17 protein-coding genes and 2 pseudogenes are annotated in these 20,139 nt (G+C 62.7%); 15 read left to right on the top strand and 4 right to left on the bottom strand.

Annotated elements, in window-relative coordinates:
• Positions 1–75: 75 nt before the first annotated feature.
• Both CEQ44_RS01485 and CEQ44_RS01480 read left to right on the top strand, forming a co-directional pair.
• A complete protein-coding gene (locus tag CEQ44_RS01485) occupies positions 76–729 on the top strand; it encodes a TetR family transcriptional regulator (RefSeq protein ID WP_176400276.1) in 654 nt (217 codons plus the stop codon).
• 117 nt (positions 730–846) lie between these two features.
• Positions 847–1,692, top strand: a complete 846-nt coding sequence (locus CEQ44_RS01480) for a VOC family protein (RefSeq protein ID WP_088190028.1) — start codon at positions 847–849, stop codon at positions 1,690–1,692.
• On the opposite strand, the gene CEQ44_RS01475 is transcribed toward CEQ44_RS01480, so the two are convergent.
• Entirely contained in the window at positions 1,689–2,612 is a 924-nt protein-coding gene (locus CEQ44_RS01475) for an acyl-CoA dehydrogenase family protein (RefSeq protein ID WP_088183505.1), read from the bottom strand. The two genes, CEQ44_RS01480 and CEQ44_RS01475, sit on opposite strands and share 4 nt — an antisense overlap.
• Before the next feature lie 3 nt (positions 2,613–2,615).
• Complete coding sequence (locus CEQ44_RS01470) at positions 2,616–3,755, bottom strand: acyl-CoA dehydrogenase family protein (RefSeq protein WP_088183518.1); 1,140 nt, start codon at positions 3,753–3,755, stop codon at positions 2,616–2,618.
• Between the two features lie 110 nt (positions 3,756–3,865).
• Here CEQ44_RS01470 and CEQ44_RS01465 point away from each other — a divergent pair, with 110 nt between their 5' ends.
• Genes CEQ44_RS01465 through CEQ44_RS01455 form a run of 3 tightly spaced genes read left to right on the top strand, consistent with a single transcriptional unit; the run spans position 3,866 to position 6,379 of the window.
• On the top strand, positions 3,866–4,699 hold the full coding sequence (locus CEQ44_RS01465; protein WP_088183506.1) for an SDR family NAD(P)-dependent oxidoreductase: 834 nt from the start codon (positions 3,866–3,868) through the stop codon (positions 4,697–4,699).
• Positions 4,696–5,466, top strand: a complete 771-nt coding sequence (locus tag CEQ44_RS01460; RefSeq protein WP_088183507.1) for a FadR/GntR family transcriptional regulator — start codon at positions 4,696–4,698, stop codon at positions 5,464–5,466. Before CEQ44_RS01465 ends, CEQ44_RS01460 begins: the two co-directional genes overlap by 4 nt.
• 28 nt (positions 5,467–5,494) lie before the next feature.
• Positions 5,495–6,379 carry a crotonase/enoyl-CoA hydratase family protein gene (locus tag CEQ44_RS01455; RefSeq protein ID WP_088183508.1) on the top strand — a complete coding sequence of 295 codons (885 nt, stop codon included), beginning with the start codon at positions 5,495–5,497 and terminating at the stop codon, positions 6,377–6,379.
• 26 nt (positions 6,380–6,405) lie between these two features.
• On the opposite strand, the gene CEQ44_RS01450 is transcribed toward CEQ44_RS01455, so the two are convergent.
• Positions 6,406–7,029, bottom strand: a complete 624-nt coding sequence (locus CEQ44_RS01450) for a TetR/AcrR family transcriptional regulator (protein ID WP_144035633.1) — start codon at positions 7,027–7,029, stop codon at positions 6,406–6,408.
• Between the two features lie 80 nt (positions 7,030–7,109).
• On the opposite strand from CEQ44_RS01450, the gene CEQ44_RS01445 reads away from it, so the two are divergent.
• The 10 genes and pseudogenes from CEQ44_RS01445 to CEQ44_RS25340 all read left to right on the top strand — a co-directional run bounded on the left by CEQ44_RS01445 (position 7,110) and on the right by CEQ44_RS25340 (position 18,331).
• Positions 7,110–8,216, top strand: coding sequence for an acyl-CoA dehydrogenase family protein (locus CEQ44_RS01445; RefSeq protein ID WP_088183510.1), 1,107 nt, complete (start codon positions 7,110–7,112; stop codon positions 8,214–8,216).
• On the top strand, positions 8,213–9,403 hold the full coding sequence (locus CEQ44_RS01440) for an acyl-CoA dehydrogenase family protein (RefSeq protein WP_088183511.1): 1,191 nt from the start codon (positions 8,213–8,215) through the stop codon (positions 9,401–9,403). Before CEQ44_RS01445 ends, CEQ44_RS01440 begins: the two co-directional genes overlap by 4 nt.
• A 50-nt stretch (positions 9,404–9,453) precedes the next feature.
• On the top strand, positions 9,454–10,569 hold the full coding sequence (locus CEQ44_RS01435; RefSeq protein WP_088183512.1) for an NAD(P)-dependent alcohol dehydrogenase: 1,116 nt from the start codon (positions 9,454–9,456) through the stop codon (positions 10,567–10,569).
• Positions 10,566–11,906: an aldehyde dehydrogenase family protein gene (locus CEQ44_RS01430; protein WP_088183513.1), complete on the top strand. Its 1,341-nt coding sequence runs from the start codon at positions 10,566–10,568 to the stop codon at positions 11,904–11,906. Before CEQ44_RS01435 ends, CEQ44_RS01430 begins: the two co-directional genes overlap by 4 nt.
• A 20-nt stretch (positions 11,907–11,926) precedes the next feature.
• Positions 11,927–14,230, top strand: a complete 2,304-nt coding sequence (locus CEQ44_RS01425; RefSeq protein ID WP_254913946.1) for a CoA transferase — start codon at positions 11,927–11,929, stop codon at positions 14,228–14,230.
• On the top strand, positions 14,227–15,033 hold the full coding sequence (locus CEQ44_RS01420) for a crotonase/enoyl-CoA hydratase family protein (protein WP_176400277.1): 807 nt from the start codon (positions 14,227–14,229) through the stop codon (positions 15,031–15,033). Before CEQ44_RS01425 ends, CEQ44_RS01420 begins: the two co-directional genes overlap by 4 nt.
• A gap of 10 nt (positions 15,034–15,043) precedes the next feature.
• A complete protein-coding gene (locus CEQ44_RS01415) occupies positions 15,044–16,552 on the top strand; it encodes an acetyl-CoA acetyltransferase (RefSeq protein WP_088183521.1) in 1,509 nt (502 codons plus the stop codon).
• 487 nt (positions 16,553–17,039) lie between these two features.
• Positions 17,040–17,469 (top strand): annotated as a pseudogene (locus CEQ44_RS24790) (transposase); the annotation flags it as partial.
• Between the two features lie 11 nt (positions 17,470–17,480).
• On the top strand, positions 17,481–17,900 hold the full coding sequence (locus CEQ44_RS25345; protein ID WP_373438218.1) for a transposase: 420 nt from the start codon (positions 17,481–17,483) through the stop codon (positions 17,898–17,900).
• Positions 17,791–18,331, top strand: a pseudogene (locus CEQ44_RS25340) (transposase). The gene CEQ44_RS25345 and the pseudogene CEQ44_RS25340 overlap by 110 nt, the downstream one beginning before the upstream one ends.
• Before the next feature lie 731 nt (positions 18,332–19,062).
• Here the strand turns inward: CEQ44_RS25340 and CEQ44_RS01400 are convergent.
• Entirely contained in the window at positions 19,063–20,106 is a 1,044-nt protein-coding gene (locus CEQ44_RS01400) for an IS110 family transposase (protein WP_256960009.1), read from the bottom strand.
• Between the last annotated feature and the right edge of the window lie 33 nt (positions 20,107–20,139).

Genomic DNA, 20,139 nt, shown 5'->3' with positions numbered 1-20,139 from the left:
GATCGCTTCTGCAAAGACGGGTCGAATGACAAGATCGAGCGCCCGACAGATGGCACGGACGCTTCAGGGAAGATTATGAAAACCGCGCTGGCGCAACCTAAACAGAATCTCAGCGGACAACGCATGGGCGCAAAGGGTCTGAAGACCCGTCGTCGCCTGATCGACGCGACCGTCGACCTGCTGAACAGCAATCCCATTCGCGACATAAAGGTCGTGGATATCGCTGCTCGCGCGAACACCGCTTCCGCCACCTTCTACCTCTATTTCGACAGCGTAATCGAAGTTGTCTGCGCCGCCAGCGCGGAACTGGTGCAGAGCACGCCAGCCGTCATGGCCCTGTTCGAAAGCGAATGGACAAAGGACAACAGCCTGGAAAAGGCCATCAGTTTGGTCAAATTATACATTCATTTCTGGGACGGGCACCGAGCCTTGCTGCGCACCCGCAATCTCGCGGCCGAGGAAGGCGACGAACGGTTCGTCCTGGTGCGCGAGGATTCGGTTCGCGCATTGCTCATGGCGCTTGCAGACCAGATCACCATCGCGCAGCAAGCGGGCCGAGCGCCCTCTTTTTCACCCGCCGCCGCGACGTCGGGGACGATCATGATGATGCTGGAACGGTTGGGTGCGTTGATGCATGTCCATCGTGTGCGCAGCGACATCACGATTGATGGCATGATCGCCGCCTGCGCGCAGCAAATCGCGACAAGCGTCGGCTTCCCCCCGCCCTGATCCGCGACCAACGCCGCATATCGTCGCTCGCCCCAACCTGGTTATATAGGTTGAACGCAACCTTTACCCGGCGCAAGACTGTTCGGACAATCGACAGGATCGGGGAAAGGATCGACCATGGCACAGGATGACGGCCGCGCCCGCGCAGGCAGGATGCTGCACACAATCCATGCCGCGCGCGATGACGGCCCGCTGCGCCGCGCCTATCTGATGGCCTTTGGCGGCATGGCCTTCGCCGAAAGCTATCATGCGGGCGAGGATCGCGACATGGCGCTGATTTATGTCGCCGATCATATGGTGGAACCGATGGCGCCCCGCCGTCCCGATGCGACCGATATGATGTTTGCTCGCTATGTCGCGAAATATGGGCCGGGCTGGCATTCTATATCGGTCCAAGTCGATGACGCAGCACAGGCATCGGCGCGGGTGCGGGCCAAAGGCGCGCAACTGACCACCGACTATCCCGGCTTCTTCTTCGTCCACCCGCGCACTACCGGCGGCATCCTATTCGAAGTCACTGACTATCGCATGACAAACGATCCGAAGGACGAACCGAGTTGGAACCCGCACTGGGCTGCGGCACGCCAGCACCAGCCCCGCCGCCTGGCGCGGATCGTGTGCGCGGTGCGCGATCTGTCGCCGACCATCGCCTTCTTCACCCAGGCGTTCGACGGGGCATTACTGGAGCAGGGCCATTGCACCTTTCCGCAACCGGCGCGCTTTGCCCGCATCCGTCTGAGCGACGGAGAATTGCTCATCCTGCAACCCGATAATCAGGATGCGGGACCGCTGGCCGATTTCCTGTCCGTACCCTGTTCGGGCGTGTACGCGCTGGCGTGGGAAGTCGGATCGCTGGACGCGGCCTGCACCTGGATGGCCGACAACGGCCTGACGGTAAACCGCCATCCGGCCATGGCCGAAGTCATGCTGGAAGGCGCGCGGCACTGGCTGGCGGAAGCCTAAGCCGCCTTCTTGCTCCACAGCGCGTCAAATACCGAGATGGCGGCCGCATCCGCGCCGCCCAGTTCGGCCTGAAGCGCGCGCAGGCGGTAGGTGAAGAAATGCAGCTTATGTTCGGCCGTCACGCCCATGCCGCCATTAAACTGGTGCAGGTCGAAGGCGAGCTTGCCGACATGATCCTGCGCATAGGTCGCCGCGATGTCCGCCGCAATCGCCTCACCCGACCAGGCCGCATGCAACGCCAGCATCCGCATGGCGCAGGCGATCTGGTGGCATTGGGCCAGGCGATGTTGCACCGCCTGAAACGATCCGACCGGGCGACCGAACACCATCCGGTCCTTCACATGGCGCACCGTCACCGCGACCGCCGCCTGCGCCGCGCCTGCACATTCGACCGCGATGGCGACGCGATGCCATAGACGCAACCGCGCTGCGTCCCCCACTGGCCGGGCGGACGCCATATCCGGCGCAGCAGCGAAACGGCCATATGGATAAGCGAGGATCGATTCGACCGGCGCCGCCGCAACGCCCGAAAGATCGATCAGCACCGCCTGTCCATCCCGATCCGCCAGCCCGTGACGCGCCACCGGCAACAGGCGCTGCGCCTTGGCGAGATCGCCCGACAGCAGCGCCACCGGCCCGTCCAGCACCTCGCCCAGCAAGGCGGGCGCCACGAGCACCGACGCGCCCACGCTCGTCACCACCGGCAATTGCGATATTTCCAGCACCACCAGCGCCGCTTCCAGCATCCCCATGTCGATCCCGGCGCGCAGGAAGCCGCCTGCCGCCAGCGCATCCTGAAGATCGGCGGCGAAATGGCTATAGTCGCGCTCATGCCCCGGCGGCATGTCGCGCCATGGCGCGCTCAGCGTGCGGACGGCATCGACCAGCATCTGCTGGTCCCCGTTCAGTTCCATCTCCATCGCCTATCCTTTGGGCAGGTCGAGCGCGCCGCGCGCGATCAGGTTGAGTTGCAGTTCATAGGTGCCCGCCGCGATGGTCGCGGCGATGTTGCCCCGGTGGAATTCGCGCAATATCGCGTCCCCGCCGGTCAATATGTCCGGCAGATAGTCCATCAGGAAATGGGTGAGGTCGGTACACGCCTCCGACGCGGTGATGCGGCTGATATTGCCGTTGACGCTAGGCGGCGCCTGCCGCGCGCGTTCGTCCACCACGACATAGGTCAACAGCCGCGCCGCCTCGAACTTCGCATGGATGCGCCCGACCCGCGCCTTGATGATGGGATCGTCGCCGCGCCCCTCCGCCATCAGTTGCTCGACTGCGCGGTCGAGCAGTTTCTTGCCGACATGATAGCGCGGAATCCCGACCCGCTCGAAACTGAGCGCATAGGTGATGATGTCCCACGCTTTGCCCTCCTCCCCCACGCGCGCGCTGTCGGGGACAAAGACGTCCGTGAAGAACATCTCGTTGAGATGCCCGTCGCTCACCAGCCCCGGAAAGGGCTTCACCTCTATCCCTGTTGAATCCATCGGCACCAGGAAGATGGAGATCGCCTTGCGCTCGGCTCCCGTGCGCGCCAGCAGGAAGCAGAAATCGGCTTCGCGCGCATAGCTGGTCCAGATTTTCTGGCCGTTGACGACATAGCCGCCATCCACCTTTTGCGCGCGGGTCTGGAGCGCGGCGAGATCGGTGCCCGCACCGGGTTCCGAATAGCCCTGGCACCAGATCACCTCGCCTCGCGCGATCCGGCCCAGATGATCCGCCTGTTGCCGGGGCGTGCCATATCGCATGAGCGTCGGGCCAAGCCAGTTGACGTTCATATATTGGGGACCGCGCGGCTCCCCGCGCCATTTCATCTCCTCGGCCAGGATGAACTGCTCCCACGGGTCCGCGCTCTCCCCGCCCCATTGTTCGGGCCAGTGGCGCACCAGCAGGCCGCGTTCGGCCAGTTGCGGGCAGAATGTCCGGCTGAACGCGATCTGATCCGTCGAACCATAGCCCTGCGGCGCATAATGAGTGTCCCAATCGGCCGGGAGCAAATCGTCCAGCGCACAGCGCACCCGTTCGCGATAGGCGCGCTGATCGTGGGTCCAGGCGAACTCCATGGCCATACTCTCCTTTATTGATGCCGATTCCGGGGCGGCCTGCACGCATACAACATTGACAGGGTTTCTATGTCAATGTCAGATAGTTTCCAATTAGTGGGAGAGAGGCAATGTTCGACCTGAAGGGTAAAACCGTGGTGGTGACGGGCGGCGGCCGCGGCATCGGCCGTGGCATCGCCCGCGCCATGGCAATGGCGGGAGCGGATCTCGTCATCAGCGGCCGCAGCCCCGGCCCGCTGGAGGAAACGGCTGCCGAATTACGAGCGCTGGGTGTCCATGTCGTTGTCGCGCCCGGTAACATCATGAGCCACGACGGCATCGCCGAACTGGTCGCTACCGCACTGGTGCTCAAGGGTCGCGGGCGCGTTGATTGCTGGGTCAACAATGCCGGCAGCGCCGCGCCCGGCGACGTTGGCCCGTTGATCGACATGGACGAAGGACAATGGGACCGCGTCGTCGACCTCAACCTCAAATGGACCTTCTTTGCAGCGCAGGCCGCGGCGCGGGCGATGCGCGATACCGGCGGGTCGATCATCAACATCTCATCGCGCTCAGGCTCGCAACCCTGCCCGATGACCGGCAATTATGGCGCGGCCAAAGCAGGCGTGGAAAGCCTGACCGCGACGATGGCGGTCGAATGGGGTCACCTCAATATCCGCGTCAATGCCATTGCGCCCGGCGTCGTTCTGACCGAAAGCTCTTCGGCGATGACCAGTGAGAGCCGCCGCCGCCGCCAGATCGAAACCGTGCCTTTGCTGCGGCTGGGCGCGGTGGACGATGTCGGCCCGCTCGCGGTCTATTTCGCCGCCGATGAAAGCAGCTGGACGTCGGGCACGGTCGTGCAGGTGACCGGCGGCAGCCGTATTCCGGTCGGCGCGCTGTCCTATCTGCACAAGCGCAGCCAGGAAGCCTTCGCCCGACAGGGGAGTCCCGGCACGCCATGAGCGACGCCGCCCCACCCCGTCAGCGCGCATCCGACGCGATTGCCGATCAACTGCGCCGCGAAATTGCAGCCGGCGTCTTTGCCGACGGGCTGCTCGATCCCACGCCACGGCTGATGCAACGCTTCGGCGTATCGCGTCCCACCCTGCGCGAGGCGTTTCGTATGCTCGAAAGCGAGCGGCTGATCGAAGTGCGCCATGGCAGCCGCGCGGGCGTGCGCGTGCGCCAGCCCAGCGGTGAGGGCGCGGCGCGTGTGACCGGCCAGACGCTGCAAGCTGCGGGGACGACCATAGAACAATTATATGAGGCGCGGCTCGCCTTCGAACCCTTTGCCGCGCGGCTGGTCGCGCAACGCCGCGATCGCCGCGACATCGGTCGCCTGCGCGTCGCCCATGCCGATCTCAACGTGCTGCTCGACGCGAAGCAATGGCCCGCTCTTGGCGCGGCGATGGCGCGGTTTCATCATTTGCTGGTCGAATTGACCGGCAATCAGTTGCTGACCCTGACCGCCGATACCATCGCCACCCTGCTCGAACGGCACCAGCGCAATCGCAATGCCACCCTGGAAGAGCCTGTCGAACCCGATGCGGCCTGGCTGTCCTTTCGCGGCCTGGGCGTCCGGTCTGTCGCGCGGCTGATCACACTGGTCGAGGCTGGCGAAGCTGATGCCGCTGAAACCCATTGGCGGCTCCATGTCGAAGGCGCCAATGATTATTGGCTCAAGGACGCGGATCGCTACGCCGTCATCGACGTCATCGGCGCCCGCTGACCATTCCCGACATCAGGAGAAAAATCCCATGTTCGAAACGATCCGCTACGACGTGGCCGACGGCATCGCCACCATCACCCTTAGCCGGCCCGATCGTCTCAACGCCTTTAATGCCACCATGGCGCAGGAATTGATCGCCGCTTTCGACCGCAGCGATGCCGACGATATGGTGCGGGTCGTGATCGTCACGGGCGAAGGCCGTGGTTTCTGCGCCGGCGCGGACCTGGAAGCGGGTGCGGACACTTTCAACTATGCCGTGCGTGAAGGCGGTCCCGTAGGCGCTGACGGTAGCATCGATTGGTCCCACACTGATGTGCGCGACACTGGCGGACTGGTCAGCCTGCGCATCTTCAACAGCCTTAAACCCGTGATCGCGGCGATCAACGGCCCGGCGGTCGGCGTAGGCATCACCATGACCCTGCCGATGGACATTCGCATCGCCGCAGAAGGCGCGAAGATCGGCTTCGTCTTCGCCCGGCGCGGCATCGTACCCGAAGCGGCGTCAAGCTGGTTCCTGCCACGCCTTGTCGGCATCAGCAGGGCGATGGAATGGTGCGCCACCGGCCGGGTCATGCTGGCGGACGAGGCGCAGGCAGGCGGCCTGTTGCGCTCCGTTCACGCGCCCGATACGCTGCTCGACGTCGCACGCGGTATCGCGCGGGAAATCGCTGACAACACCGCCCCCGTTTCGGTATCGCTCACCCGGCAGATGCTTTGGCGCGGTCTGGGTTTCAGTCATCCAATGGAGGCGCACCGCATCGACAGCCGCGCCGTCTATGCGCGCGGGCGCAGCGCGGACGCCGGAGAAGGCGTCACCAGCTTTTTAGAAAAGCGCGCGCCGCTCTATCCCGACAAGGTCAGTCAATACATGCCGGGCTTTTATCCCTGGTGGGAGGAACCGAACTGGCAATGATGTGAGCGCCGCGGCGCACGCGCCGCTCAGGATATATTCTGAATACCCTGCAAGATGATTTCGACGATCGTCGTGACGAATGAATCGGAATTTGCCAGCATATTGTCCCGTAGCTTTTCCGGGGTCGAGACGATGTGATTGATTATTCCCCCGATGAGCATGTCCAGGATCAGTCCGGGCTTAGCCTTGCCCGGCAATTCGCCGCGATCTAGCGCACGCCTGACGATGCGCCTTCCCTGCAGGACCATCATTTCGCGATAGGGGGCGGCGAAAGCATGAACTTCGGGAAAGCGCCGTGCATCGGATCGCAATTGTAGCGCGACCTCGCCATAAGTTCCGGCGAACACCTCGAACGTCCGCTTGGCCAGTGCAAGCAGATCGTCGCGGATATTGCCGGTATCTATCGTGATAATCCAGTCGAACCTTTGCCTTAACGTCGCGTCCAGCAAGGATTCGCGCGATTTCCAGCGTCGATAGAGCGCGTCCTTGCTGACATTGGCGCCCCGTGCGACCCCGTCCAGGTTGAACCCCTGCCACCCGACCTGCCCGTAAAGGCGCAGCGCCGCTTCCATGATCTTTATCTCGATCGCCGGGTTCCTAGGCCTCCCGCGACCAGTACGTTCAGCGCCGCCATGAACATCAAAGGTCACTTGAACAAACACCTCGAATCATATACCGACGACATCCGTCTGGTAATTACAGAAATCTGAAATAACAGGAGAGCGGCGGCATGACCATGATTAGTCCCGATGAACGGGCGGCTATGCGCGAAGGCTTTGGGCGACTGCTCGCCGAGAAGTGCGCCGAGGCTGATATTCGTCGCGTGATGGCCACGCAAAGCGGCAACGACCCTGCCCTGTGGACCGCCATGGCGGACATGGGGATCACCGCGCTGATGGTATCTGACGATCATGACGGCATCGGCGCGGGTCCGGTGGAAATAGAGGAGATCATGGAAGAAGCGGGCGCCGCGTTGCTGGCTGGTCCCCTTCTGTCCAGCGCGTTCGTCGCGGCGAGCCTGATCGGCCTTTCGCACGATGCCGATGCCAAGGCGCGGCTGTTGCCCGCAATCGCATCGGGCGAAAAGATCGCTACGGTGGCCTTCACCGGCGACAGCGGAAGCTGGGACGTGGCGGGCGTGACGGTGACGGCGCAACCGCAGGGCAATCAATGGATATTGAGCGGCGCGGCGTCCTTTGTTCTGTCGGCCAATCTCGCCGACATCCTGCTCGTATTCGCGCAGACCCCCGACGGGCTTGGCTGTTTCGAGGTCGATCCCGCCCATGTGCAGATCGAACCGCTGCAAAGCTGGGATCCATCCTTGCGCCTGTCGAAGATTTTGTTCGACGAGGCACAAGCGGTGCATATTGCAGGCGTAAACGACGTCACGTTCGAACAGACGCTCGACATCGCGCGGGTTGCGCTGGCTGGCGAACAGGCCGGAGCGTGCCGGAAGATATTCGACATCACGGTCGATTATCTCAAGACGCGCGTGCAGTTCGGCAGGCCGATCGGCGGCTTTCAGGCGATCAAACACATGGCGGCTGACCTGTTGATCGAAGTGGAGTCCGCAACATCTGCCGCGCGGGCTGCCGCGCGAGCGCTCGACGCCGATGCGCCGGACAAGAATGTGCTGATAAATTTGGCCGCCTTCGCCTGTGCCGACGCCTTTTCGCAGGTCGCGGCGACCGCGATCCAGATGCACGGTGGGATCGCCTTCACCTGGGAACATCCCGCCCATCTTTACCTGCGCCGGGCACGGGCCGACGCGCAACTGTTCGGTCAATCGGATGTGTACCGCGAACGCTTCGTCGCGGCGATGGAGAAAGCAGCATGAATAGTGATGCAATGACCATAGGAGATGAAGTCCGCGCCTGGCTCGCCGACCATTGGGATGCCGAAAGCCGACGCGCCAAGGCTGGCGGCTCGCTTGCGGAATGGATGGATCAAGTGATGGAGGCCGGATGGGCCGTGCCCAGCTGGCCGACCCAATGGTGGGGTCGCGGGTTGGACAAGAAGTCCGTCAGCACCATCGTCAACGAATTCCGCAAGGTGGGAGCGCCCGGCGCCGGTCAGGACCGGACCAATATCACCGCAAACAGCGTGATGCAGTTCGGCAGCGACACGCTCAAGCGCAAGATCATTCCCGAATTTCTGACGGGCCGGGCGCATCAGTGCCTGCTCTATTCGGAGCCGGGCGCGGGCTCCGATCTGGCGGCGGTGCGAACGCGGGCCGATTTGCAGGGCGATCATTATGTCGTCACCGGGCAAAAGGTCTGGACGTCGGGCGCGCAGAATGCGGACTATGGACTGTTGATCGCACGCACGGACTGGGACGTGCCCAAGCATGAGGGACTGAGCTTCTTCATCATCGAAATGCGCCAGCCCGGCATCGAAATCCGCCCGATCAACCAGATCACAGGCGACAGCCATTTCAACGAAGTGTTCCTGGACGGGGCAATCGTACCAGCCGAAAATCGCGTCGGCGACGAAGGCCAGGGGTGGAAGGTGATGCAGACCGCGCTGGCCGTTGAACGGCTGGTGATGGGCGATGGCGCCGGCGAGCGTCGCCAGGGATCGTCCAAGAATAATGTCGTCAGCCTGATCGATATTGCCCGCGAGACTGGCAAGATCGACGATCCGGTCGCGCGTCAGGACATCGCGCAGGCCATGGCCTATCGCCAGCTCAATGCGCTTAACATGCTGCGCGCCAAGCAGGACATGGCACAGGGCACGGCGTCGCCCATCATGTCGCTGGGCAAGCTGGCGATGAGCCGCATCCTGCACGAGGATGCTCGCGTGATGACCAAACTGCTGGGCGCGGAGTCGATGCTGGACGGCGCGGAACATGAGCGGGCGGCGGACATCAATTATCGTACCGCCAATGCCTATATGACATCCATCGGCGGCGGCACCGATCAAATCCAGCGCAACATCATCGGCGAACGTGTCCTTGGCCTGCCGCGCGAAACGGAGGCCGACCGTAACTTGCCCTTCCGCGAATCCCGTGCCGTCACTGGCTGATCGGGTCGTTACGCCTGCAAGAACCAACCAATATTTTCGGGGTGCATGATATGGAAATCCAAGCCGCCGTTGCCCATGGCAACGGCCAACCTCTGATGATCGAGGCGATAGACCTGGACGAGCCGCAGGCGAACGAAATTCTGGTTCGGATCGTCGCGACCGGCATTTGCGGAACGGATCTTGGCATATTGAGCCACGCGCCGCTGCCCTGGCCCGCAGTGCTGGGCCATGAAGGGGCAGGCATCGTCGAGCATGTGGGCAGCGCCGTCACGGGCATCGCGCCCGGCGATCATGTCGTACTGACGACGACGTCTTGCGGACGCTGCGCAACCTGTCAACAGGGGCAGCCTTCCTTCTGTATGCGTTTTCGCGCCGTCAATATGTCCGGCGGGCGGCGGGCGGACGGCAGTTGCACCCATCATCAGCATGGCAAACCGGCCTTTGGCGGTTTCCTTGGCCAATCTTCCTTCGCGGCCTATGTCCTCGCGACAGAGCGCAACGCGATCAAGATCGACAAGGATCTGCCGCTCGACGTAATGGCCCCCTTCGGTTGCGGCATCCAGACCGGCGCGGCGGCGGTTCTCAACACGCTCAAGGTGCAGGCGGGCAAAAGCCTGGTGGTATTTGGTGCAGGCGCGGTCGGCCTTTCGGCCCTGATGGCGGCCAAGATCGCCGGTTGCGGGCCACTCATCGTTGTCGATACCAAGGCGGATCGTCTCGCGCTGGCCATGGAACTGGGCGCGACGCGCACGATCAATCCGCTGGAAGAAGATGCCGTGGCGCTGCTCCAGGCCGATGGTGGCGTGGATTATGCCGTCGAGGCGACAGGCATCGCGTCGGTCATGGAAAATGCGGTCAACGCGCTCGGCGTCAACGGGGTTGCCGTACTGGTCGGCGTCGCGCCGGGGCAGAAGGTCGCGATCGATCCGACCGCTCTCCAGAGTCGCGGCCTGACCGTCATGGGAACAATCATGGCCGGGCGCGACGGTGTACCGGCTCTGTTCGTACGCAAACTCATCGACTTCTGGAAAGAGGGCAAGCTGCCGGTCGAAAAACTGATCCGCTACTATGAATTTTCCGAAATCAACGAAGCGATCGCGGCCGCCAAGGACGGATCGGCGGTCAAGCCGATCCTGCGCCTGCCGATGAATGGAGAAACCGTATGAGCGTCGTCGATTTCGATCAACAGGCGATCGAGCGCGTCTTTGCGGCGCAGCGCGCCAATCGCGTCGCCCTCAAACGGCGTTCGGCCGATGAACGGATCGAACGGCTGACGGCGTTGCGCGCGGCGATCGTCGCGCGCACCGACGCGATCGATCAAGCGCTCAATCTCGACCTGCGCAAGCCCCTTGCAGGCGCGCGTAATGGCGAAATCGGCGCGGTTTTGGCGGAAATCGACATGGCTCGCGCCGAGTTGGCCGGCTGGATGGCGCCGCAGAGGATAGAGCCATCGCCGCATTTCGCGGGCAACGACACCTTTATCCAATATGAGCCACGCGGCGTCGTTCTGCTGCTGGGACCATGGAATTTTCCCTTCTCGCTGGTTTTCGCGCCGCTCGTCCCGATTATCGCAGCGGGTAACGCGTGCATCGTCAAGCCCAACGAAATGCAGCCGCATACCTCCGCGCTCACTGCGCAGATCATCGCGGACGTGTTTCCCGAAAATGAAGTGGCCTGTTTCGAAGGCGGCGTACCGCTGGCCGAAGCGCTCCAGGATTTGCCGTTCGACCATGTCTTCTTCACCGGTAGCCCGGCCATCGGCAAACGGGTGATGGCGGCGGCGGCCAAGCATCTGACGAGCGTGACACTGGAACTGGGTGGAAAATGTCCCGCCATCCTTGACGCCGATTATCCGCTGATCGATGCGGCTGGCAAGATCGTCGCCGCCCGCTTCAACAATGCTGGGCAGCTCTGCCTGTCGGTCGACCATGTCTGGGTGCCAAGGGCGCGGCGCGACGAACTGGTCGCTATGCTCGGTGCCGTCGTCGACAAAATGTTCTATGTAGACGGCACGCTCCAGAAGGACCGCTTGGCCCGCATCGTCGACGCACGCAATTTCGCGCGGGTGCAGGGTCATGTCGATGAAGCCGTCGCACATGGCGCCACGGTCGCCAAGGGCGGCGCTTCCCAGGTGGACGACCTTACTATCGAGCCGACGATCATCATCGATCCGCCGCTCGATGGCGGCCTGATGCAGAATGAGATTTTCGGGCCTGTTCTGCCGGTCATCGCCTATGACGATGTGGACGAAATCGTCGATCAGGTGGACCGGACGGGCAAGCCTCTGGCCATGTATCTGTTCAGCCATGACGAAGGCTTTGTCGATGACATACTCGATCGAACATCCTCCGGCGGCGTGACGGTCAATCATGTGCTGATGCACTATGCCGAACATAGGCTGCCCTTTGGCGGCGTGAACGGCAGCGGCATGGGCCGTTACAAGGGCATTTACGGCTTTCACGAACTGTCCAACGCACGATCGATATTCGTCCAGAAAAAATAAGCTGCGGGGAGCAGGATGACATGACGGAAGCTGATATGGCCTTGGGCGGATTGATGGCTGGCGACAGGCCATTGGCAGGGGTCCGCATCATCGACCTTGTGTCGGGAGCCATGGGGGCAATCGCCCGCGCCTATGTAGAGCTTGGCGCGGATGTGGTGCGGATCGAGCCTGCGGCTGGCGCGGATGATCGTCGCAGCGGCACGTGCGTGAATGGCATAAGCATAGATTTCGTCACGACGAATCTTGGCAAGCGGTCCGCCACACCCGATCGCTTCGGTGCGTTGGTGGCGGACGCCGACATCGTGATCGCGCCGCGCGGTGCGATCGACGTCGATGCGCTGATGGCGGCCCATCCCTCGCTGGTCATAGTTTCCGTGTCCGATTTTGGCGACACGCCCCATTTCCGCGAATGGATCGGCTCCGGTCCGGTCTTCCATGCGCTTTCCGGCGAATTGTCGCGATCGGGCATTCCGGGTCGCCCGCCCTTGCTGCCGCCTGGCGATCTGGCGATCGCCTGTGCTGCGGTGCAGGCCGCCTATGTCAGCCTGGTCGCCTATTGGCAGGCACTGATGACCGGGCGCGGCGATCATCTGGATTTTTCCATGCTGGATGGCACTACCCAGGCGCTCGATCCGGGCTATGGTATCGCTGGCAGCGCAACGGCAGGCGTGCCCGCCAGCAAATTGCCGCGCGGCCGCCCCGAAGCGCGCTTCATGTATCCGATCCTGCCTTGCGCGGATGGCTTTGTGCGCATTTGTGTGCTGGCCCCGCGCCAATGGCGAGGCATGTTCGAATGGATGGGACAGCCCGAAGAATTTGCCGATCCCGCGTTCGACAAACTGCAAAACCGCTTTGCCTCGAAAAGCTTGTTGCCCGCCATTGCGCGCTTTTTCGCGGGGAAAAGCCGTCGCCAGGTCGAAGAGGAAGCGGAGCGCTTCGGCGTACCTGCCGCCGCCGTGCTGGACTTGGACGAGGCGCTGGTGACCGATCAGATCATGGCGCGGCGCGCCTTCGTGCCCACCACGATTGCCCCCGGAATCATAGCACCCGTCCCCGATGGCGTCATTGAAATCGACGGGGTGCGTATGGGCGTCGCCGGACCTGCGCCCGCGCTGCCCCAACCCGACGTTCAGTGGCATCCGCGCACAGCCGTGTCGCCCAACACAAGCGCTGGCGACCGCCCCTTTAGCGGTTTGAGGGTGCTGGATTTCGGCGTGATCGTCGTGGGGGCAGAGGGGGGACGACTGCTCGCCGACCAAGGCGCCGACGTTATCAAGGTCGAAAGCTCCGCCTTTCCCGACGGCAGCCGCCAGAGCCGCGTTCCCGGCCCGATCGCGCCCACCTTCGCCACGGGGCATCGCAATAAACGCAGCCTCGGCCTCGACATGAAAGGCCCGCGTGGCAAGGCGTTGTTGCTCGACCTCATCCGCCAAAGTGATGTCATATTGTCCAATTTCAAAGGCGGTACACTCGAATCGCTGGGCCTGGATTACCAATCGCTCAAGGCCATCAATCCGGGCATCATCGTGGCGGATAGTTCCGCGTTCGGGCCTACCGGTCCCTGGTCGCGCCGCATGGGCTATGGTCCGCTGGTCCGGGCATCGGCAGGATTGACGATGGAATGGCGCTATCCTGGCGAAGCCGACAGCTTTTCCGATGCCATCACCGTCTATCCCGATCATGTCGCAGGCCGGATCGGCGTGATCGGCGTAATCGCCCTTCTGATCCGGCGTCTGCGCACCGGACGCGGCGGGCAGGTGAGCGTCAGCCAGGCAGAAGTGATGCTGAGCCACATGGCATCCAAAGTCGCGGCCGAGGCCGTCCAACGTGCCGGTTTCGCGATAGACAATGACGCGCCGACATCGACAGTCTATCCCTGTGCAGGCGACGATGAATGGTGCGTGGTGACGATCCGCAATGCGGCGGATGAGGCGACCGTTGCGCAGGTGACGGGCGGATTGCCGCTGACGGACTGGCTGGCGACGCGGACGCCGCATGATGCGATGAAGGTGTTACAAGCCGCCGCCATTCCCGCCGGCGCCATGTTGCGCGTGTCGGAGTTGCCGACATTCGGCTATTACAGCGAACGCCGCTTCTTTCGCACTGCCGTCCACCCCCATCTGGACGAACCGTTCACGGTGGAGGACGCGCCCGTCGTGGCGGACCGCCTGCGCAACCCGCCCGACCGGCCCGCCCCTCTGCTGGGCGAGCACACCGCAGAGGTGGTGCGCGAAAAGCTGGGACTTGCCGACGCAGACATCAGCGACCTTTTGGAAGCGGGAATATTGGAGCAGTTCGTGCTGCCACAGGAGAAGATGATATGAGCCAGACCTTGTCCGAAGACGCCGTCATCGTCGAACGACGCGGCCATATCATGCTCATCACGCTCAATCGGCCAGAGGCGCGCAACGCGGTCAACCATGCCCTGTGGGTCGGTGTCGGCAGCGCGTTGGCGGACGCGGAGCGCGATGTCGATGTCCGCGCGGTCGTCATTACCGGCGCGGGGGACCAGAGTTTTTGTGCAGGTGCGGACCTGAAAGCCCTATCGCGCGGAGAGCGGATTGCGCCGGAAGACCCGGAACAACTGGGCTGGGGCTTTGCCGGCATTGTGAGCCACCCCATTTCCAAGCCGATGATCGCGGCGGTCAACGGCACCGCGCTGGGCGGCGGCACCGAAATCGCCCTGGCTTGCGACCTGGTCGTGGCGACCGATAGCGCCAGCTTTGGCCTCCCTGAAGTGAAGCGCGGGATATTGGCCGGTGCGGGCGGCGCCTTCCGCCTGGTTCAGCAATTGCCGCACAAGATCGCGATGGAAATGCTGTTGACCGGCGACCCCATCGACGCAGCGCGCGCAATGGCGCTCGGCCTGGTGAACGCCGTGGTGCCGCGAGCGGACCTGATCGACGCCGCGCTTGCGCTGGCAGAGCGGATCGCGGTCAATGCACCGCTGTCCGTACAGGCCAGCAAGCGGATCGCGCTGGGGATAAAGGACGGCGCGATTGCCAGCGACGAAGCTCATTGGGCGGCCAATCGGCGCGAAAGCGCTTTGGTTATGCGCTCAGAGGATGCGCGTGAAGGACCGCGCGCCTTCGCCGAAAAACGGATGCCAAGCTGGAAGGGTCGTTGAAATGACAGGCATGGCTCATGATCCTGAGTTGATCCCGGTAATTGTCGGCGTCGGCCAGATCAACGATCGCCCGGTCGACCCGCAAGCGGGGCTGGATTCCTTCGGCCTCATGGCGGCGGCGCTGCGCGCTGCGGATGCAGATGCGGGCGGCGGATGGTTGACGGATATCGATTCACTGGCGGTGGTGGATCAGATTTCCTTCCGCAAACTCAACCCGATCGCCCCGTCGCTGGCCGAGGCGCTTGGCGCATCGCCAGGGCATGTCGAGCAGACCCCGATGGCAAGCGGCGACAGTCCTATTTTGCTGTTGAACGAAGCGGCAAACAGGATCGGCGCGGGCGAGATCAAGATCGCCGCCATCGTCGGCGGCGAAGCGTTACGCACAGCCGCCCAGCGCGCCGCGCAGGAACAGGGCACAGCCGTTTCCGCGCAAAATGCCTCCCGCGCGGCATCCACCCGCAAGGCACCCAATTTCCGCCAGCGCTACGGCCTGACCGCGCCGGTCGATGTCTATCCGCTCTACGAAAATGCCGGTCGTGCCGCCTATGGACAAAGCCTCGCCGAAGGGCAGCGGGAGTCCGCTGAGATATGGTCCCGCTTTTCCGAAGTCGCCGACGGTAATGAAGGCGCGTGGATACACAAACCCGCATCGGTCGACACGATCGAAACACCGACTGCGGACAATCGGCCGATAGCCTTTCCTTACACGAAGCTGATGGTAGCCAATTCCTCGGTCAATCAGGGCGCGGGCTTCATCGTCACCAGCCTTGGCGAAGCGCGTCGACGCGGCGTGGCCGAGGATCGGATCATTTATGTCGGCAATGGCGCGGCAGCGCATGAATGCGACGATCCGCTTGGCCGTGATCGCTACGACCGATCGCCCAGCATGGACGTGTCGATCCTGCGCACGCTGGACCTGAATGATGTCACGGTCGCTGACATCGATCTTGTGGAACTCTATAGCTGCTTTCCCTGCGTGCCGAAAATGGCGCGCCGGACGTTGGACTGGCCGATCGAAAAACCCGCGACGGTGTTCGGCGGCCTGACGTTCGGGGGCGGTCCCATTGGCAATTATATGAGCCACGCCGTCGTCAGCATGGTGCAACGACTGCGCGGAGGCCCGCGTCTGGGCCTGCTATTCGCCAATGGAGGGTTTGCGACCCATAACCATACCATAATATTGGGCAGCGAGCCCATTGTGGCGGCGCAATTTCCGCGTCCATTCGACTATCAGGCGGAGGCCGACGCGCATCGTGGCGATGCGCCCCCAACGATCGAAACCTATACCGGCCCGGCAGCGATCGAAACCTATACCGTGCTGTATGAGCGGGGTGGCACCGTGAAACACGGCGTGATCGTCGCGCGGACAACGGACGGTGCCCGCACTCTCGCCAAGGTTCCAGCCGAAGATAGCGATACTATCGCCCTTCTGATCGATGGGCAGGTTGAACCTGTCGGCATGACCGGAGAAATTATCGCCGCGGCAAATGGCGATCAAATCTGGTGTCGCCAGAATTGACATGGTCTAAATTATAGTTTGCTGGCCGTGCCGACATTCATCGCCGGTTTTAGGTTGAGGCTCTGGTAGGACGAGTGCCTGCCGACATAAGCGCCCGACTGGCCACGAGCATGGCCTGAAGCGATTTGTGGACGAGGCTGACTGGCAATGCCAACCCCGTTCTATCGTCGCTCCAAGAAAAATATGGCGATCATCTTCCGCGAGTTTGTCCGCCAGACCATCCGCTGCCCAGCGCCCGGTAGAGCGTTATGCGAGAGCTGTCGCACGCTGATCGCGTCGAATTTTGTAGCATAGAGGTTCCGCTGGGCGTCGAGTTGCTCGATAAGGGCCGCATAGCCACCCTGATGCCGATCCGTGGCCAGCGTGACCGAGCGTTTGAAAATCGTGCGCCGGTCGTGCAGAGATGTGGCCTGGCGAAACTGAACAGGGCGCTAAGTGGATTTTCTGCCTGACACGCGGCCATGATGGCCGCGTGTCAGGAGCAAAGATGAGCAAACGACCCCGCCGGAACCACAGCCCGGCATTCAAGGCAAAGGTGACGTTGGCCGCTGTTAAGGGCGAGAATACGCTATGCGAGCTGGCGCAGCAGTTTGACGTTCACCCTAATCAGATCACGCAGTGGCGTGGTCAGCTCCTGGAAGGGGCTGCGGGTGTATTCGGTAATGAGACGCGGATCGAGGTGACGGAGCCGACGATTGACGTGAAGACGCTCCGCGCCAAGATTCGCGAACTGACGCTGGTGAACGATTTTTCCCGGGGCGCTCGGGAAGGCGGGACTGTTGCCGAGCGCAAAGCGATGATCGACCGTTCGCACGCTCTGCCGCTAGGGCGGCAGGCCCGAGAGCTGGGGTCAGCCGCGGCAGCATTTATTACCTGCCCAAGCCGGTGTCGACTACAATCTGGCCATCATGCGGCGGAACCCCGACGTATGGCGGAGCGGGCGCTGACGGAGGTGATCCAAGAAGCCTATATCCAAGGCATCTCGACCCGCTCGGTCGATAATCTGGTCAAAGCCATGGGGATGGAGGGCATCTCCAAGAGCCAGGTGAGCAGGCTGTGCGATGATATCGACGAGCGTGTCCAAGCCTTCCTCGACCGCCCGATCGAGGGGGACTGGCCCTATCTCTGGATCGACGCCACCTATGTGAAGGTCCGCCAAAAGGGGCGGATCGTCTCGGTCGCTGCGATCGTCGCGGTCGGCGTCAACAGCGAGGCCGCCGCGAGGTGCTGGGCAGGATATCGGCCCGAGCGAAGCCGAGCCATTCTGGACCGCCTTCCTGCGCAAGCTCGCCCGGCGCGGCCTGCTCGGCGTCAAGCTGGTCATCTCCGATGCCCACGAATGGATTAAGGCGGCGGTCTCCCAGCTGCTGTGCGCCTGCTGGCAGCGCTGCCAGGTGCACTTTATGCGCAAAGCCCTGGCCAATGAAGAGCGGGCGGCGCGTCGTCTCCGCCTTTATCGACACCGCCTTCGCGCAGGAGACGTCCGAAGCCGCCAGCCAGCAATGGCGCGCCGTCCCCGATCAGATCCGGCCCAAGCTGCCCAAGCTGGCGACCCTGATGGACGATGCCGAGCCAGATGTGCTGGCCTACATGACCTTACCCAGGGAGCACCGCGCCAAGCTGCACAGCACCAACCCGATCGAATGCCTCAACGGCGAAATCAAGCGCAGGACCGACATCGTCGGCATCTTCCCAACGAGATCGCCATCACCCCGCCCGTCGGCGCCATCCTCATGGAGCAGAGCGACGAATGGGCTGTCCGGCGTGCCCGCTACATGACCGTTGAAGCCATGGCACCAGTCAGCGATAATCCCATCATCCTGCTCTCGGCTGTGCCCGGAACATGACCGGCTCAGGCTGACGCCGGAAAACGCGGGGACCGCCCCAGCTACACCACTTAACGTAATCGCCACACTCGACCTCCGCTTTGTTGCGGTAGGATGTCATTGCCGCTTCGGCGCTCGGCCGGAGTCGAACGTGGAGGACGTTATGGGAGTTTTTGCAGCACTGGATGTGTCACAGGAGGAGACGGCGATTTGCCTGGTTGGGGCGGAAGGTGAGATTCTCGCGGAGGCGAAGGTGCCGACCTGCCCTGACGCGATAGCCGACTGGCTAGCGAAGCGCGCCGCGGATGTCGAACGGGTGGGAATGGAGACAGGTCCCCTTGCCGTCTGGCTCTGGAACGCGCTGACGAAGCGGCGTGTCCCGATCATTTGCCTGGATGCGCGTCACGCTAATGCGGTCCTCAAAATGATGGGTCGTGTCCCACGGGGTTCTCTAATCGCCACTGTCAACAGCTGACCTCTTTGCGGTTCGTCACGCGCGCTGGGCTCCAGGGTTCTCTCCGCGGTCGTCGCGCTGGACGCCGCATGTTAGCGTTCAAAGTAGGGTGAATCTAAGTGGTGTGCGCGGTCCGTGCCGCACTCGCGGGAACGATCTCACCCTCGCTAAGCGTCCCAGCGGGACGCGTTCTGTCGCGCTTGAGTTCAGCGTATTGCTTCGGATTTGGATCAGGCCATGGCCGCCTCCCGGAAGGTCGTGTTGGTACGCCACATTGCGTGCAATGTTACCGCCAGCTTCCTGGCCAGGGCGACTTTCGCTTTGCGAGGCCCGGTTCGGCCTGCGATCGCCTGTGCCCACTCACGCAGGCGAGGGCCGCCAAGCTTTCGAGACAAGATCGCATTTGCTGCTTCGTACAGGCATTTTCGAGCGAACCTGTCACCGCTTTTCGAGATGCGCCCGTTCCGGCTGATTTCGCCAGATTCGTAGCGCCTTGGCGTCAGACCGAGATAAGCGCCCGCGCTGGAAGATCGGTTGAAGCGTTCGGCGTCGTCGAATGCTGCAGTTACCGCCATCGCGGTGATCGGTCCGACTCCCGGCGCTGTCATCAAAAGACGTACCGTACCATGCTGTTTGGCTACCGCCCGGATTTTGCCATCGAGAGCGGCAATACGGGCTAGAATTTCACTCCGGGCGTGCATCAACGCTTCAAAGATAGGTATGAGCTCCGGTGCGACTGCCAGCTCGCCTGTGATGATCTCCGTCGCACGGCGTTTGAAGCCCCCAACCCGTTTTCCGAACATCACGCCAAACGTTTTCAGCAACCCTCTGATCTCATTTTCAAGCTTCACACGCATGCCAACCAGCGTATCGCGCGCTGTCAGCATCGCCCGGTTAACATAGGCCTCATGACTCTTTATCCGGGCAGCCTTGAACCAACCTGTGCGGACAATCTGAGCCAAGCCGCGAGCATCATGTCTGTCGGTTTTATTTGGCATCATTTTGAGGACCGCATTAGCGTGACGCGCATCCAGGCAAATGATCGGGACACGCCGCTTCGTCAGCGCGTTCCAGAGCCAGACGGCAAGGGGACCTGTCTCCATTCCCACCCGTTCGACATCCGCGGCGCGCTTCGCTAGCCAGTCGGCTATCGCGTCAGGGCAGGTCGGCACCTTCGCCTCCGCGAGAATCTCACCTTCCGCCCCAACCAGGCAAATCGCCGTCTCCTCCTGTGACACATCCAGTGCTGCAAAAACTCCCATAACGTCCTCCACGTTCGACTCCGGCCGAGCGCCGAAGCGGCAATG

The sequence above is a fragment of the Sphingobium sp. Z007 genome, assembly GCF_900013425.1.
GTDB lineage: Bacteria > Pseudomonadota > Alphaproteobacteria > Sphingomonadales > Sphingomonadaceae > Sphingobium.
The sequence above is the reverse complement of the archived record's forward strand: the minus strand, read 5'-3'. Positions and strand labels throughout refer to the sequence as shown.